Source organism: Asticcacaulis sp., assembly GCF_027484505.1.
In the GTDB taxonomy this organism is placed as follows: domain Bacteria; phylum Pseudomonadota; class Alphaproteobacteria; order Caulobacterales; family Caulobacteraceae; genus Asticcacaulis.
Map to the genome: position 1 here is coordinate 1 of NZ_JAIXSV010000216.1, position 16238 is coordinate 16238.

The 16238-nt window shown below is 61.3% G+C and carries 10 protein-coding genes; 8 read left to right on the forward strand and 2 right to left on the reverse strand.

The window, feature by feature from the left end:
* Positions 1-115 precede the first annotated feature (115 nt).
* Together Q0072_RS12835 and Q0072_RS12840 are read right to left on the reverse strand one after the other, a co-directional pair.
* A complete protein-coding gene (locus Q0072_RS12835; RefSeq protein ID WP_298330767.1) occupies positions 116-1342 on the reverse strand; it encodes an alginate lyase family protein in 1227 nt (408 codons plus the stop codon).
* Entirely contained in the window at positions 1335-2657 is a 1323-nt protein-coding gene (locus tag Q0072_RS12840; RefSeq protein ID WP_298330770.1) for an MFS transporter, read from the reverse strand. Before Q0072_RS12840 ends, Q0072_RS12835 begins: the two co-directional genes overlap by 8 nt.
* A 413-nt stretch (positions 2658-3070) precedes the next feature.
* Between Q0072_RS12840 and kduI the strand changes: the two genes are divergently transcribed.
* From kduI to Q0072_RS12880, 8 genes are all read left to right on the forward strand, one after another.
* The gene (gene kduI / locus Q0072_RS12845) at positions 3071-3919 is read left to right on the forward strand and encodes a 5-dehydro-4-deoxy-D-glucuronate isomerase (protein WP_298330774.1); all 849 of its coding nucleotides are present in this window, start codon (positions 3071-3073) and stop codon (positions 3917-3919) included.
* Between the two features lie 75 nt (positions 3920-3994).
* Positions 3995-6085 (forward strand): glycoside hydrolase family 88 protein, encoded by a 2091-nt coding sequence (locus Q0072_RS12850; protein ID WP_298330779.1) that lies wholly within the window; start codon positions 3995-3997, stop codon positions 6083-6085.
* 25 nt (positions 6086-6110) lie between these two features.
* A complete protein-coding gene (locus Q0072_RS12855) occupies positions 6111-7367 on the forward strand; it encodes a DUF2264 domain-containing protein (protein WP_298330781.1) in 1257 nt (418 codons plus the stop codon).
* A gap of 379 nt (positions 7368-7746) precedes the next feature.
* Entirely contained in the window at positions 7747-8190 is a 444-nt protein-coding gene (locus Q0072_RS12860; protein ID WP_298330784.1) for a heme-binding protein, read from the forward strand.
* Between the two features lie 161 nt (positions 8191-8351).
* A complete protein-coding gene (locus Q0072_RS12865; RefSeq protein ID WP_298330786.1) occupies positions 8352-8945 on the forward strand; it encodes a sigma-70 family RNA polymerase sigma factor in 594 nt (197 codons plus the stop codon).
* Positions 8932-9885 carry a FecR domain-containing protein gene (locus Q0072_RS12870; RefSeq protein WP_298330789.1) on the forward strand — a complete coding sequence of 318 codons (954 nt, stop codon included), beginning with the start codon at positions 8932-8934 and terminating at the stop codon, positions 9883-9885. Before Q0072_RS12865 ends, Q0072_RS12870 begins: the two co-directional genes overlap by 14 nt.
* Before the next feature lie 83 nt (positions 9886-9968).
* The gene (locus tag Q0072_RS12875; protein WP_298330794.1) at positions 9969-13094 is read left to right on the forward strand and encodes a TonB-dependent receptor; all 3126 of its coding nucleotides are present in this window, start codon (positions 9969-9971) and stop codon (positions 13092-13094) included.
* 143 nt (positions 13095-13237) lie between these two features.
* Positions 13238-16183 (forward strand): TonB-dependent receptor, encoded by a 2946-nt coding sequence (locus Q0072_RS12880; RefSeq protein ID WP_298330796.1) that lies wholly within the window; start codon positions 13238-13240, stop codon positions 16181-16183.
* Positions 16184-16238 lie beyond the last annotated feature (55 nt).

Sequence of the window (16238 nt, forward strand, 5' to 3'; positions counted from 1 at the left end):
AAACTCAAAGAGTTTAAACGCGTCGCCATGAGAGCAGACAAAACCGACAACAGCTTCAAGGCTATGATCTATCTCGCAGCCGCCGTCATAAACTCAAAATGAATCCCCACAAACCCTAAAACGCCGGGCCATCCCTGAGCACAAAGCGCTCTGAGCCGTGTTCGGCAGCGTAGCTCTGCGCCTTGGCGGCCAGTGTCGCATCTCCCGTCGCGGCGGTGGCCTTGAGCAACATCTGATAGACCATCTCCGGTTCGGGCGAGATTTCCTTCCATGCCCACGATTTGCCATCGCCTGCAAACGATGCGTGGAATTCGACGGCGGTGCGCAGGGATTGTCCCTGTGGTCCCTTGTGTGCCCAAAGATCGACCGCGACGCAGCGCGACACGGCGGCGATATCGAGCATGGCCGACAGGTTGGTGTAGCTGTAGTGCTGAGAACGCGTGCGTTCCAGCTCCTTCGGCTGGCGGCCGTCGGCGGCGATCTGTGCGTCGATGCGTTTCGTAAAGCCCTCGGCCACCCGCCGCGCCAGATCGTCCCGCCCGGCAAACAGGGCAAAGGTGATCAGCTGATGATCATAATGGACGGCGTGGTTATTCAGCGCCGCGGCCTCTTCCCTGCCCAGCGGATCGGTGACGAACCAGTCCGCCATGTCCGAAAACCACTGTTGCAGGCCCGCCGTGTCCTGCGCCGTCAAAGCGCCCGACGGGGCCAGAAGACCGACGCCTTCGACCACCCCGATCAGATTTTCCATATCGATCAGGCCTTCGGCGCGGCCTTTTGTGCGCCCGGGGATGCCCTGACCGAAGTTGACATTGGGGTTCATGCGTGTCTGAGGATCGAGGAACCACACGCGCAGGATCAGAGCTGCCCGCTCGGCATAGGCGCGCTTGCCCGTGAAATAGTAGGCTAGCGACAGCGCCTCCACCGCATCGGCCATGCGGGTGATGGCTGTGCGGTCGAAGGCGTCGGTGGCGCGCTCCGGATTGACCTGCCCGTCGCGGCGGATATAGGGCTCGCCGCCCTCTACGGCCGGATCGGGCCACCAATAGGGCCCCAGACTCATATAGTCGTGCCGGTTTCCGGACGGCGGGGTGCGCGTCTTATAGGTGACGCTCCACGGCCCGGCGGTCAGGGCCTTGTCAGCGTCTTTAATGACTTTCACCACAGAAGGGGCCTTCGGGTCCTTGGTCCGGAAGCTCTCAAGCCGCGCCGGGGACCAGCCGAAGGTGCGCCGTCCGTCAAAGGCGGCGCTGTAGCCTTTGGTGCCTTCGCATACCGGTGCGGCAGCGACCGCAGAAGCACCCAGCGACAGGATAAGGCTCAGGGCGATGAGATTACGCATCCGTCTTCGCCTTCAAAATCTTCTCTTCGGGGACCTTTTCGAGTTTGGGCGTCAGGGTGTGGATGACGAGGATGGCGATCAGATAGGCCGAGCCGGCGACGAAGAAGATCGGCTGATAGGATTTGAACAGCTCCAGAATATAGCCGTTATAGGTCGTCATCAGCATCCCGCCGATGGCTCCGGCCATGCCGCCGATGCCGATGACTGAGGCCACGGCCTGTTTGGGGAAGAGGTCCGACGGCAGGGTCATCAGATTGGCCGACCACGCCTGATGCGCGGCGGCGGCCAGACCGATAATGGCGACGGCTCCCCACAGATTGCCGACGAACTGCGCCGCGACGATGGGCGTCACCAGCAGGGCGCACATCAGCATGGTCGATTTGCGCGCCGCATTGGGGGTGCGCCCGGCTTTCAACTGCTTTGACGACGCCCAGCCGCCGAAGATCGACCCGAAATCGGCCAGCAGATAGATGGCGATCAGCGGCGGTCCGAAGGTCTTGAGGTCAAGGCCGTGGCGCTTGTGCAGGAAGTCCGGCAGCCAGAACAGATAGAGCCACCAGATGGGATCGGTCAGGAACTTACCCAGCGCATAGGCCCAGGTCTGACGGAAGGTCAGCAGTTTGAACCACGAGATTTTCGCCGTGGGCGCGGCGGTCTCAGTGGCGCTCGTGTCGTCAGACTGAATGTGCGCCAGTTCGGCGGGCGACACCTTCGGATGCTCCTGTGGACGGCGGTACATGATCACCCACGCCACCAGCCACAGGGCGGTGATGATGCCGATGGCGATAAATGCGGCGCGCCAGCCAAAGGCCAGCGTAATGGCCGGGACGAGCAAGGGCGTGATGATCGGGCCCATGGCCGTGCCGGCGTTGAAGATGCCGACAGCCTGCGCGCGTTCCTTCTGCGGGAACCATTCTGACACGGCCTTAAGCGAGGCGGGGAAGGCGCCAGCCTCCCCGAAGCCCAGAACCGAGCGGGCAATGGCGAACTGCGTGACGCTGTGGATCAGGCCGTGGCCGATCGAGGCGATGGTCCAGATGGTAAAGGCCACCGCATAGCCGATGCGCACGCCGACGGCATCGATAATGCGCCCGAAGGTCAGAAAGCCCACCGCATAGAAGCACTGAAACCAGAAGACGATATGGGCATAGTCGATCTCGGTCCACTGAAGCTCACTCTGAAGGGTGGGCTTTAAGATGCCGATCATCTGCCGGTCGATATAGTTGATGCCGATGGCGATGAACAACAGCGCGCAGATCACCCAGCGATAGCGGGTGACCGGGCCCGTCGCGGCCGGTGAGGCGGAGGCGGTCATGCAGAACTCCCTGTGCAGCCGCAAAACGGCTGGAGTTTCATTTATGGAGATAGTTGTTTCTTATATAGAAACAAATCCAGCCAGGTTTCAACCCGCTTTTTGGTGATATCCGTCGATGGTGTCCGGCCAGACCTGTAGGCCGGAACGCTTTGCGACCGCGCGCCCGACGTTACATGGCGCTTTATTCACGGCGTACCTCGGTTTGAACGCCAGTTCATCCAGCATACGCATCCGGGCGAAGGGATCAATGCGTTTTTGAAGGCGCATCACCCGGCGTTGTCCAAGACAGAGATTATTCGTCACGATATATGGACTACGGCATCATAAAATGATACGCGTTATTTGTAAGATAAAAATCGGGTGCAGGGCCCGAAACCGTAGTCCCAGAGACCCTATATCCCAGAGACCTTTCCGTGTACGAGCGAACCTTTTACGCCACCCATCCTGACGAACTGATGGGGGCCTCGGTGGATGATCTGCGCGATCGCTATCTTATTGATGGCCTGTTTGTCGCCGATGACATCCGTTTGAACTATGTCCATCAGGAGCGGCTGGTGATCGGTGGCGTCGTACCGGTTAGCGGTTCTGTCGCGCTGCCGGTCGTGTCCGAACCGGCGTCTCTGGCCGGTCAGCCCTTTCTGTCGAACCGCGAAATGGCGGCGGTAAATATCGGTCCGGGTGTGGGTACGGTCTGCGTCAACGGCGTGGATTATACCCTGGCTGTGCACGACGCCCTCTATCTGCCCAGAGGGGTAGACAGCGTCATCTTCCGTTCCCTGACGCCGCAGAACCCGGCCCGGTTTTATCTGGCCTCCACGCCTGCGCACAAGGCCTTTGAGGTCAGGCATCTGTCGATAGCGGACGCCCATCCACTGCATCGCGGGGCGCTGGAAACCGCCAATGCCCGCACGATTTATCAGCTTGTCGTGCCGGGCGTGTGCGAATCGGCGCAGCTTCTGGTCGGACTGACCCTCCTTCAGCCGGGCAGCGTGTGGAACACCATGCCACCGCACACCCATGACCGGCGTTCGGAGGTCTATTTCTATTTCGATCTTGGCGCGGACGACGCGGTGTTTCACTTTATGGGCCGGCCTGATCAGATGCGGCATATGGTGGTGCGCAATGAACAGGCCGTCATCTGCCCGCCCTGGTCCGTGCATACCGGCGCGGGCACGTCGCGCTATGCCTTTATCTGGTCGATGGGGGGCGAAAACCTCGACTATAACGATATGACCCCGCTCGATATCTGCCAGTTGTCCTGAGGCGATGAAAAGAGGAAGCTCACGCCCATGACCTGTCCCGCCGCGTCTGAAATCAAAACTACAGAGAGAACGCCCATGAAAACGTTTCTGTTTGCGACCGCCGCCCTTACGGCCTGTGTGACGGCGGGCCTGCCCTTAACCGCCGTCTCGGCGACGCCGCAAGCCGCTCAAAAGGCAACGGCTCAGGCGGCGGCGGCCATTCCTTACCGTCCGGCGGAGGTTATGGCGCTGGCTGACAAGGTGGCGGCGTATCAGCTGGCCAATCTGGCGGGCGGGGCCATTCCGGCCAATGCCTCTGCCGATACGCCGCACAAGACCGGCTGGGTGCAGGGGGCCCTGTTCGTCGGCCTGACCGAAATGGCCAAACACTCCGGCAATCCGATCTATAAGCAAACCATCCTCGCCCGGGGTCAGGCCAATAAATGGCAACTGGGCCCGACACCCTACCACGCCGATGATCACGTGATCGGTCAGTCCTATCTGTGGGCCGCGCAGAACGGGGCGGGTCCGGAGGCCATTGCGCCTTTGAAGCAGAGGTTTGACACCATCCTGGCCTTCCCGCCCGAAGTCGGCCTGAAACACCGGGAATATTCCGATCCGCGCGGCGTCGATTGCGATGAGCGCTGGTGCTGGGTCGATGCGCTGTTCATGGCTCCGCCGGCGTGGTTCGAGCTGTCGCGCGTGACCGGCGATCCGAAGTATGCCGAGTACGCCAAGAAAGAGTTCCTGGCAACGACCGACTATCTTTATGATCCGCAGGAGCGCCTCTATTTCCGCGATTCCCGCTTCTTTGATCGCCGCGGACCCAATGGGGAAAAGGTGTTCTGGAGCCGGGGCGATGGCTGGGCCTTTGCCGGGCTGGCGCGCATGATCCCGCTTCTGCCCGAGGGCGACCCCGTGCGCGGACGCATGGAGACCGTCTTCAAGGAAATGGCGGGCAAGCTGAAAACGATCCAGAAGCCGGATGGCTACTGGTCGCCGTCGCTGTTGTCTGACCCCACCAAGTCGCTGCCGGAATCGAGCGGTACGGCCTTCTTCACCTATGGGTTTGCGTGGGGCATCAAGGCGGGTCTGCTGGACGCGCGGGAGTATGAGCCCACCCTGCGCAAGGGCTGGACGGCCCTTGTGCGTGCCGTGCATCCCGACGGCAAGTTTGGCTGGGTGCAGCCGGTTTCTGACCGCCCGGAAAACGTCTCCTATGACGATACGCAGTTCTATGGCGTCGGGGCGTTTCTGCTGGCCGCCACGGCGGTGGCCGATCTCGATCTGAAGCCGGGCAAGGATTTGACGGTGCAAAGCGCGCCGGTTCCGGTGCAGGCGGTGCTGAACGTTCAGGACGGCGGCACACTGATCAACACTGTGCTGAGCGGCGGTGTCTTCCATCTGCGTAAGGATTACACTGTGCCGGAGTCGCACTTTATCCATGATGGCCTGCTGGCCTTCGAGGGGATCGGCTGGGAATCGGACCTTGCCGCCTACCGCATGTATCTCGATGAGCGTCTGGCCATCGACATCTTTGGTAAGAAGACGCCGGGCCCCATCCTGCACACGATCGGGCAGGGCGTTGACAACTATCACGCCATGGCGCCGTGGGGCATGGACATCTTCAAGGTTGGTGACACGGTCGGTATCGGCGGTGTCGGGGTGTTGCGCAACAACCGCGCGACCCAGCTGGGCAAGTCGGCCATCACGGCGAAGATCATCGAAAACGGTCCGGCGGCAGCGGTCATCGAAGTGGGCAATGCCGGCTTTGACGGGGCCGCGTCGCGTCTGACGACGCGGTTGGAGATCCGCAAGGGCTCGGCTCTGACCCATGTCACCGCCAAGGGCGAAGGGGGCCAGTCTCCGCTGCTGACCGGCTTTGTCAAACATCCGGGCGTCACGCTTGTACGTGGGGAGGCCGATGCGTCGGGCTGGGCCTATATCGCCTCGTGGGGTGTGCAGTCTCTGGCCGATGACGCGCTGGGCCTCGTTGTGTTTTACCGGCCGGAGGCCATTGACGGCGGCGTTCGCGATGATGGCAACTCCATCTTCGTCACCTTCCGCGACGCGCAGAATGTCCGCTACGCCTTTGGCACGGCGTGGAGTCAGGATCAGCAAGGCGTTAAGAGCCTTGAGGCTTTCCGGACGTGGCTGGATGCGCGTCGCGCGGAACTTAAGCAATAAAAACAGCCAGCAGGGAGGCGATACCATGCAAAGACGGGATTTTCTGACTGCGGCTGTCGCAGGCACGGCGGCACTGGGGGCCGGGGCTGCGTCGGCGGCTAAGCCCAAGGCCGCCGCGGCTGAGACGGATCGCGCCTATATGGCTGGGCTGTTGCAAAAGATAGCCGAGCCGGTGCTGTCGAACATGGCCAAGGGCCAGTTGAAAGCTCGGTTTCAGCTGGAGGTCAGCCCCACCTGGGACGGGCGTAATCGCGACGTCGCCTATATGGAAGCCTTCGCCCGCCTGATTGCCGGGGTGGCACCGTGGCTGACCCTGCCCGACGATGACACCGCCGAGGGCCGCGTTCGCCGCACGCTGACGCAGCAGGCCTTGCAAGCCTATGTTCATTCCGTTGATCCGCAGAGCCCTGACTATCTGTTGTGGCGCGGTCACGGACAGGCGCTGGTCGATTCGGCCTATTTCACCAATGCCCTGATGCGCGCGCCCAAACAGCTCTGGGAGCCGCTTGATGCGACGACCAAATCGCGAATCGTGACCGAGATCAAACAGCTTCGCCGCGTGTCGCCGCCCTATACCAACTGGTTGCTGTTTGCCGCCATGAACGAGGTCTTCCTGCTGATGATCGGCGAAGACTGGGACCCCATGCGCGTCGATCTGACGATCAAGAAGATGGAGGAATGGTACGCGGGCGATGGCTGGATCGCGGACGGCACGCGGCTGCACTTCGACTACTATAATTCCTATGTCATCTATCCGATGCTGGTCGAAATCCTTGAAGTGCTGGTGCGGCTGAAGCCCAGCTTCAACAACCTCAAGCCTGAGGTCGAACTGCCCAAATGGCAAAAGCGTATGCAGCGCTACGGCGAGCATCTGGAGCGTTTCGTGTCGCCGACCGGCACCTATCCGCCCATTGGTCGCTCATTGACCTATCGCACGGCGGCGTTTCAGCCGCTGGCGCTTCTGGCCCTGCGCAAGGCCCTGCCGGCAAAACTCTCGGAAGGGCAGGTGCGTGGGGCCCTGACCGCCGTGCACCGCGCGGTGTTCAGCGCGCCGTCGAACTTCACGTCGGAGGGGTATCTGACCATCGGTTTTGTCGGACATCATCCGGAACTGGGCGACTGGTATTCGAACAACGGCAGCATGTACATCACGTCCGAGAGCTTTCTGGCGCTTGGCTTGCCGGCCAGCGACAGCTTCTGGACCGCGCCCGCCGAGGACTGGACCCAGAAGAAGGCCTTTGCCGGTCAGGGCTTCCCGAAAGACTATCCGGTCGATTATTGAGCCGTTGGGCACAGAGGGCGGCCTTTCTCCAACGGTATATCCTTACGGCAACGCAATATATGTCGTTCCGATATATGAACGTCGCGTCCCATATGATGCAACAGCGCCACAGGGCGATCTTAAAATGTGAGATATGGGCCTTTCGTCATACAATATCGTCCCGATATATATTGCTGCATCTCATTTTGTGTTATGACTCTGAGCAGAGCGTCGAAGCGCCAGTCAACGGGGTAGAAAACATGAAATCGACTTCAAGGTGGGGACCGGCTCCCGGTTAAGGAGCGGCGCAGGGTAACCTTACCGCTTGTGCACACATGAAGTGAGACCAAACGCCAAAGCCAGTGGTCAGTCTGGCTTATAGTTTACTCGTGAGACCCTTATGATTGTTTTTGCGCTCCTGAGTTCGTCAGCGGTCCTGCCTGACCTGCCCTTGTCCCGGTCTATGGATCTGGCCAATGCCGCCATAGTGGCCTGCGAGTCCCGCGGGGCGGCAGTGAGCGCGGCGGTTGTCGATGCGCAGGGTGTCCCCATTGTTATCCTGCGCGCCGATGGCTCGCCAAAGGCCCCGGTGGCGGCCCCGCGCAAGGCGGCGACGGCGGTAAAATACGCCACCTCCGGAGCCGAGCTGGAACAGCGCGAAAAGACCGATAGCGATTTCGCGGCGTACATCGCCGCCCATGCGGACCAGTATAATGCGCATGGCGGTTCCCTGCCGCTGTACAAGGGCGGTCGGCTGGTCGGCGGCCTGGCCGTTGCCGATACCGATCATGCGCTGGCCGACACCTGCGCGCGGGCCGCTGTGGTCGCTGTGCCTCTTGAGTAGGCGGAGGTATTATGCTGCCACTTCCTGTGCGGCCCCGTTTACGCCGCAGACCTACCGCTTTACCCTCCGGCCTGAGCAGGACGTGAAAATAATGGGTGCGCGTGCGGATTTGACGGCGGAAATATTTACCTCGCCCGTTGTACACCACAGGAGCCACCGCTATGCGTGGGGCTGACCCGGAAATCGTCTCCTGGGTGAGTTCCGAGATTCTCCCCTATGAGGCCGAGCTGCGGACCAAGGTCCGACGCTTTTGCCGCAGTGCGGAGGATCTGGACGACCTCATTCAGGACGTCTATTTTCGCTTGCTGAAACTGACGTCAACCGACCATATCCATGACCCGCGCGGCTATCTGTTCCAGACCGCGCGCAACCTCATTATCGACCAGGTCCGCCGCGACCAGATTGTAAAGATTGGCGCAATGCCCAATATGGACGAACTGATCGCCGACACGCAGCCCGGACCGGAGCTGATGACCGTGGCGCGGTCTGAATTGCGCTGGGCGCTGGGGGTGATCGCCAGCCTGCCGGGTCGCTGTCAGGACGTGTTCCGGCTGCGGAAGGTGCAGGGCCTGTCGCAGGCCGAAACGGCGACGCGTCTGGGCCTGTCGGAGAACATCGTCGAAAAGGAAACCATGAAGGGGATGCGGATTATCTCCGCTCTGGTGGCGCAGGGGCCTGCCGCCGGGCCCGGACTGTCAGCAAGCGCCGCCGGGCAACCGTCTGGCCCTGAGACCGCCGACCATGTCCCGTATTGACGAACAGGCCCTTGACTGGGTGGTACGACAGGCGTCGGGTCCGCTGGACGAGGCGCTTCAGCAGGCGTTTAACGACTGGTATGACCGGGGCCCGCGCGAACAGGGGGCGTATCTGCGCGCACAGGCCCTGTGGCAGCGTCTGGATCAGGCCGCGATGGACACCGACCGCACGCCGCCGATGGTTTTGCCGGTCGCAGAGAAACGAAGCGGGTGGCGTCCCGACCGGCGTCTAGTCATGGGCGGTGCGATCGCCGCCTGTGCGGTTGCCGCCTTTGTCGGATGGCACGCGTTCCAGACACCGGTGCCAACGCTTGTTCTCGAGACCGGTCTGGGCGAAATCAGCAATCATCCGCTCGAAGACCGCTCGCTGGTCAGCCTGAACAGCGACAGCCGCATAGAGGTCCGGATGACGCCAGAGCGGCGTCAGGTGAACCTCGTGAAGGGGGAGGCGCTGTTTCAGGTCGCCAAAAACCCTCAACGCCCGTTTGTCGTCACCGCCGGTTCCGTCTCCGTGCGAGCGGTCGGCACAGCCTTTAGCGTCCGCCTGCGCGGCGAGGGGGCAGAGGTGCTCGTCACCGAGGGGGTGGTGGAAGTCACCGAGAACGGCACGTCCACAAGGCTGCGGGCGGGGGAGGCGGGGCGCATCGCTCAGAACGCGGTGTCCGTGCGCTCAGACCCGTCTGAGGTGTCGCGCAAGCTGGCGTGGCGCGAAGGCCGCATCGTTCTGGCCAATCAGTCGCTGGCAGAGGCGGCAGAGGAATTCAATCGCTATAACCGCACCAGGATCTATATTGCCGACCCGGCGTTGTCGTCGCGCAAGCTGGTGGGTCAGTATGGGCTCAGTCAACCCGAAAAGTTTGCCGAAAACGTGCATGAGCTCATGGGGGTGCCCGTCACCGTATCGGCTGACCGTATCGATATTGGTCGCCGTCCGGATTAGGCACGTCTCCCGGATTGTGGAAAGGCGGCCGGTGCTCTATCGTTGCGGCCATAATAACAAACGACGGGTGAGGGCACCGCAGGATGGTCCCCTTTTGCAAATCGGGAGTGTCGGCCAGTCTTCTGTGGCTGGGCGTCAGCGTGTCCGCTGTGCAGGCCCAGACTCAGGAAAAGCCTTTTGACATTCCGTCGGGTCCGGCGCCTGAGTCCGTGATGCGCTTTGCCCAGCAGTCTGGCTGGCAGATTCTGGCCAATAGCAGCGACCTTGAAGGGATCGACACGCCCTCTGTGCGGGGCAAAATGGCACCCGAAGCGGCGCTGGCGCGCCTGTTGGCCGGGACGCCGCTCAACATCCGGCGCAAGGGCAGCGAGACGGCCCTGATCGTGCGGCAGGCAGTTTCAGCGCCCGTGCCTGAGCCCGTAGTCGAGACGCCGCCCGCTCTGATCGTGGTCACCGGTTTCCGGCGCAGCTATGCCGACGCGGTGCAGATCAAGCGCAAGGCGGTGGGTGTTTCGGATGCCATCTCCTCGGACGGTCTGGGGCGGTTTCCCGATCTCAATATTGGCGAGGCGGCGCAGCGCATCACCGGCGTGCAGATCAATCGCGAGGCCGATGCGCGATCGGCGACGGTCAATCTGCGGGGGCTGCCCGGTACCTATGCCCGCATCACCATTAACGGGCAGGCCTTTGCCGATCCTGTGCTGGACAGTTCGACCCCGCTGGGGGCCTTTCATTCCGACATTTTCACGTCGATCAGGGTCGTGAAAACCCTGGGGCCGGGCGATGCCTCCGGCGGCCTGAGCGGCAATATGGATCTGGAGATTCAGCCCGCGCTCAGCCGCAAGCCCGGCGGACAGGCCCGACTGTCGTGGGAATATAACGATCTTGGCAAAAGCCTGACACCGGCGTTCAGTCTGGGCTATAATGCCCGCCTGAGCGACACTCTGGGGCTTTACGCCACGCTGGCCTATAAGCGCGAACGCTTCCGGCGCGATTCCATTGTCTTTCAGTACACGCCCTTAAGCGAAAATACCGCCGATTTTGCCAGTCTTTACGCGGATTACTACGCGCCCTATGCGGCCGATGGCACCTGTCGCTCCGGCAATGTATGCAGTCAGGTCGGCACGGGTCGTCTGGGGCAATCCGGCGTGCTGTTTCCGTCGGATATCCGGCAGGTCACACGCTATAACAGCGGCCGGCTGTTTTCGACGGCGCTGGGGGCGCAATACCGACGCGATCGCCTGACCTTCGGCATCAGCGGCTTTTTTACGCAGCGCCGCCTCGACGAAAATCATCTGGAACTGCTCGAAATAGACCTGCGGCCAAAGGGCGGTCAGGTCGTGCCTCAGGTTGGCGTGGTGCGCCTACCCGGCGGCACGGCCTATGTCGATCAGTTCAGTTTCGCCACGCCGCAGGTCAATCTCTCCTCGCGCTCCGAACCCGCCCGGCAACAGGCGTGGAGCGTGGACAGCCGTGTGGCGTGGGCTTCTGAACGCACGACCCTCACCGGGACGCTGGTCAGCTCACGTGGTCGCAACGTCTATGAGCAGACGCAGATTGACTGGCGCACGGCGGCACGGCCGGATAACGGGCTGAGCGGCACGCTACAGTCGGGTGGTTCGGATATCGCCAACTACCGCCTGTCGCTCAACAGCGCGGCGATTGTCGTAACGCCGGGTCCCTGGCAGTGGCTCGGTCCCACCAACGCCTCCTTTCATCAGAACGCGCAAGGTGATCAGATTGTGGTGTCGGGCAGCTCCGGCTATGCCGATAACCGTCTCGATGCCGTGCAATTTGATGCGCAGCAGCGGATCGGTGTTGCCGGGCTGGAAGCGCTCAGCGGCGGCGTGCGCTTTGAACGCACCGTGTTTGCCTCCGAAGGCTATCGAACAAGCGCCAAAGGCATTCGTGTGGACGCGATTGACGACAGCCTGCTGGGCGACAGCGGTATCAGCGACTTCTTCGGTGGCGTGGCTCCCGGCCATCTCACCGGCTTGCGTCAGGTGGACTTTGCCCGCACGGTCGCGCGACTGCGGCCCCTGCAAGTCTCGCCCTCGGATCAGCTCAATCCCACCGGCTGGATCAACGATCCCTACAACACCTACTATGCCTCAAACAATTTCACCGTAGCCACCGAGACGCGGGCGGCCTTTATTCAGGGTGAGTTCCAGAGCCGCGTGTCTGCGCTGCCGCTGACCCTGCTGTGGGGCACGCGCCACGAGGCAACGCAGCAGGTCATTACGACGCTTAATCGTCAGGAGCGCCGCACGGGTGAGGTGGGCTATCAGCCCGCCACCTTTACCCAGACCCACAGTCAGTGGCTGCCGTCCGTGCAGATTCGCGCCGGCCTGCGCGACGACCTCGTGCTGCGTCTGGCGGCCTACAAGACGTTTTCGCGGCCGCAGCCCCGAAATCTGAGCCCGGCCACCAGCGTTTCGGCGACGTCCAACGGCTACGCTATTGTCTATGGCGGCTATGACCTCAGACCCTATACATCCGGCGCGCAGGACCTGTCTCTGGAATGGTATAACAGGCCCGGCAGTCTGGTCTCGCTGGCCCTGTTTCGCAAACGGATCACCAATCTGATCGCGCCAGAATGGCGGCTGGAACGCCTGTGTCCGGCCGACGCCACGGCCTTTGGTCTGGGGCATCTGCGCATTGAAGGGGGGCAATGCCTGAGTGATCAGTTTGTGAGCGGACAGCCCGCCGTGATAACCGCCAGCGGCAATTTCAATCAGGACAGCCCGCTCACCGTCGATGGTCTTGAACTGAGCGTGCAGCAAACTTTCGACTTCCTGCCGGGGGCGTGGCGGTATCTGGGGGGTGTGGCCAATCTGGCCTATACGCGCGTGGCCGGTCGCGTCGCCGATGGCACCCGCTCGGTGCTGCCGGGCGTTTCCGAACGGACCTATAATCTGATCGGCTATTATGAGACGCCGCGATTTGGGGTGCGCGTCGTCTATAATTATCGGGACGAATATACCCTCGCCGGGGTCAATACCTTTTTCGGTTCGTCCAGCCGTGTCAAATCGCGCGGGCAGGTCGATGCCTCAGCCTCCTATCGTCTGAATCCCGGTCTTACTGTCTCGCTCGATGCCTTCAATCTGAGCGATGCGCGCCGTTCACAGTTTCAGAGCGATCCACGCCTGCCGCGCGTCAATGATTATGACGGGCGCACCCTGAGCCTGAACCTGCGCGCGCAGTTTTAAGCAGGTTTAGTCCGAAAATTTCGTTTTCTGTCATTTTTGTCAAAATTTTTGGCGGAATTTTTTGAGCCACTCGTTGGGACAGTCAGAAAGGGGACAAGTGCCTCTTTTTCAGACAAATTATAAACCCAGACGAGGAAATACTCATGAAAAAGGTCAGCCCCCGGGCGGGCGCGGCGCTGTGCGCCTCGGTCAGCCTGCTAGCCCTGGCGACAGCTCCGGCATTTGCGCAGGAGGCGACGTCCCCGGCGGCCTCTGCGCCCAAGGATCAGACGGAAACGGTCGTGGTCACGGGCTTTCGCAAGAGCTATGCCGACGCGCTGCGTATGAAGCGTTCGGCGGTCGGGGTTTCGGACAGTATTTCGTCGGACGGTCTGGGGCGTTTCCCTGATCTCAATGTGGGTGAAGCTCTGCAACGTATCCCCGGCATTCAGGTCAACCGCGAAGAAGATTCGCGCAATGCCTCGATCAACCTGCGTGGCCTGCCGGGCAGCTATGCCAAGATTACGCTCAACGGGATGAATTTTGCCTCGCCGGTGCTGGGCGGGGCCGCGCCTCTGGGGGCGTTCAACTCGGATATTTTCAGCGCCATCTCGGTCATCAAGTCGGTGTCGGCGGCGGATCAGTCGGGCGGCATCAGCGGCAATATCGACCTTCAGATCCAACCGGCGCTCAGCCGTAAGGACGGCGCCTTTGCCAAGGTGAGCACCGAATATAATACGCTCGGTGACTATGTGACGCCCTCGGTTACGCTGGGGGGCACGCGGCATTTCCTCAATGAACGCCTCGCCGTGTTTGGCACCATCGCCTATCGCAAGGAAAACTTCCGCCGCGACTCTATCCACTTCCCGCAATATACGACGCTTTCGGCGACCACGACGCCGGGCTTTGCCACGCGTTTTGCCGATTATTACGCGCCGTTTGAAACCAACGGGTCGTGCGCGGCCGGTAATGTCTGTGCCGCGGGTGGCACGGGGGCCAAGTCCAAGACCGGCGTCCTTCTGCCCTCGGATATCCGGCAGGGCGTCAAATATAACGAAGGTGAGCTTCTCACCGGCGTTATCGGTGGCGAATACAAGGTCAATGACAATCTGCGCGTCAACGGCACCTATTTCTACAGCAACCGCGATATGCCGCTGACCGGGACCGACATCCTCGATATCGACTTCCGTGACGCCAATACCATTATCGACCCAACCATCACGCCGTATCAGCAGGCGGACGGGCGCTATTATGTCGATCAGTACAATTTTACCAATCCGCGCGTATACGCCTCCTATCGCAAGGAGTCGTTCAAGCAGATGACCAACGGGGTGCATCTGTCGGCGGAATTCCGCAACAAGACGTGGCGCATCAACGGGGCCTTTGGGTATTCCGAGGCTGAAAACTTTGCGTACCAGAGCCAGCTGGACGTGCGTAATCCCGCCAAGCCGCTGGGGACGTCAGGGGTTGGCAATGGCCTGACGGGCAGCCTGTTCAGCGGCGGCTCTGACATCGAAGCCTTCCGCATGGCCTTCACCCAGACCACACCGCTGGTCACCGATACGTCCGGCCCCTGGATCAGCCCCAATACGCCGCCCTCCGGTCCGGAACTGGTCAACGGCAATCTGAACCGCTTCATCGTGGCGGGCAGCGACTCCGCCGCCAAGAACTCGGTCCGCACCGTTCAGGCCGATATTGAGCGCTTTGTGGAGTCATCCTGGCTGTCCAGCGTGCAGTTCGGTCTGCGCTCGGAAGCCAGCGAATATTCATCGACCGGCTACCGCGCCAGCGCCGTCGGCGTGCAGAGCCAGAATATCGATAGCCGCTTTGTGGTCCGCAGCGCCTTTGCCGATGACTTTTTCGGCGGTAAGGCCGATGGCTATCTGAAGAACTGGCAGACGGTCGATTTCGACTATGCGGTGTCGCGTCTGCAACCGGTGACCCTGCTGCCAGGTCAGCGCCTGACCAATGGCGGCTGGGTCAATGATCCGGCCGATGGCAACTTCACGGGCAATAACTTCACCAAGTCTGATGATGTCAATGTGGCCTATCTGATGGGTAAGGTCGATGCCGAGGTGCTCGGCATCCGCCTGCGCGGTCATGTGGGCGTGCGTCAGGAGAACACCAAGCAGAAGATCACCTCGCTGGATCGTACCGGCAGCGGCCTGACGGCGACCTTCAAGCTGAACGAGCGGGAAACGGAATATAGCAATACGCTGCCGTCCCTGCTGCTGGCCGCCGATGTCGCTGAAAACTTTGTGGTGCGCTTAGGGGCTTACAAGACCTTTGTGCGCCCCAATCCCCGCGACATTTCCCCCATCTCGACGACGGTCACGCCGACCGTGGATGGCTATAATATCGCCCTTGGACGCGTGGAGATCGAACCCTATACCTCCAACTCCTACGATGTGTCTTTTGAATGGTATAATCGCCGCAATGGCCTGATCGGCCTCGCCCTGTACAAGAAGGAGATCAAGGGTCAGATTCAGGCCGAAACCCGCGATGCCTTCCTCTGCCCGGCGGATGGCTATGGTCTCGGTCTGGGGACGTGGTCGGTGAATGGCGATCTCTGCTACAGCTCGCTGAACACCCCGGCGGGTACGCGGGCGCAGATCAATGTCGATGGGGCGATCAACTCACCGACGCCGCTGGAAGTGACCGGGGCTGAACTGACCATTCAGCAAAACCTCGACTTCCTGCCGGCCCCGTTTGACAAGCTGGGTGGCGCGTTCAACTATTCCTACGCCGACGTCAATGGCAAGACGGTCAATGGCGCTTCGGCCGTCCTGCCGGGTGTGTCGAGAAACGCGGCCAACCTGATCGTTTTCTATGAGACGGATCAGTTTGGCGTGCGCGCCGTCTATAACTACCGTGATGTCTATGATCTGGCGGCTGGTGGCACCTTTGCCGGCGCGGCCCGCTCGGTCAAGGCGCGCGGACAGTTTGACCTGTCGGCCTCCTATAACCTCAGCAGCCGCATCACCATCGGTCTGGATGCTTTCAACCTGACCGACGAAAAGCGCACGGAGTTTGAAGGCGATGAGCGTAAGGTGCGGCGCGTCGATTATGACGGACGGACCTTCCAGGTCAGTGTAAGAGCGACCTTTTAACTGAAGCTTGAGCGGAATGATTTCTGATGGAGTCATTCCGCTCAAGCCGCCATTG

What these genes read in the sequence shown, in the direction of transcription:
- Q0072_RS12835 (WP_298330767.1), bottom strand. Translation starts at nt 1,342, where the DNA reads ATGCGTAATCTCATCGCCCTGAGCCTTATCCTGTCGCTGGGTGCTTCT.
- Q0072_RS12840 (WP_298330770.1), bottom strand. Translation starts at nt 2,657, where the DNA reads ATGACCGCCTCCGCCTCACCGGCCGCGACGGGCCCGGTCACCCGCTAT.
- Q0072_RS12850 (WP_298330779.1), top strand. Translation starts at nt 3,995, where the DNA reads ATGAAAACGTTTCTGTTTGCGACCGCCGCCCTTACGGCCTGTGTGACG.
- Q0072_RS12855 (WP_298330781.1), top strand. Translation starts at nt 6,111, where the DNA reads ATGCAAAGACGGGATTTTCTGACTGCGGCTGTCGCAGGCACGGCGGCA.
- Q0072_RS12860 (WP_298330784.1), top strand. Translation starts at nt 7,747, where the DNA reads ATGATTGTTTTTGCGCTCCTGAGTTCGTCAGCGGTCCTGCCTGACCTG.
- Q0072_RS12865 (WP_298330786.1), top strand. Translation starts at nt 8,352, where the DNA reads ATGCGTGGGGCTGACCCGGAAATCGTCTCCTGGGTGAGTTCCGAGATT.
- Q0072_RS12870 (WP_298330789.1), top strand. Translation starts at nt 8,932, where the DNA reads ATGTCCCGTATTGACGAACAGGCCCTTGACTGGGTGGTACGACAGGCG.
- Q0072_RS12875 (WP_298330794.1), top strand. Translation starts at nt 9,969, where the DNA reads ATGGTCCCCTTTTGCAAATCGGGAGTGTCGGCCAGTCTTCTGTGGCTG.
- Q0072_RS12880 (WP_298330796.1), top strand. Translation starts at nt 13,238, where the DNA reads ATGAAAAAGGTCAGCCCCCGGGCGGGCGCGGCGCTGTGCGCCTCGGTC.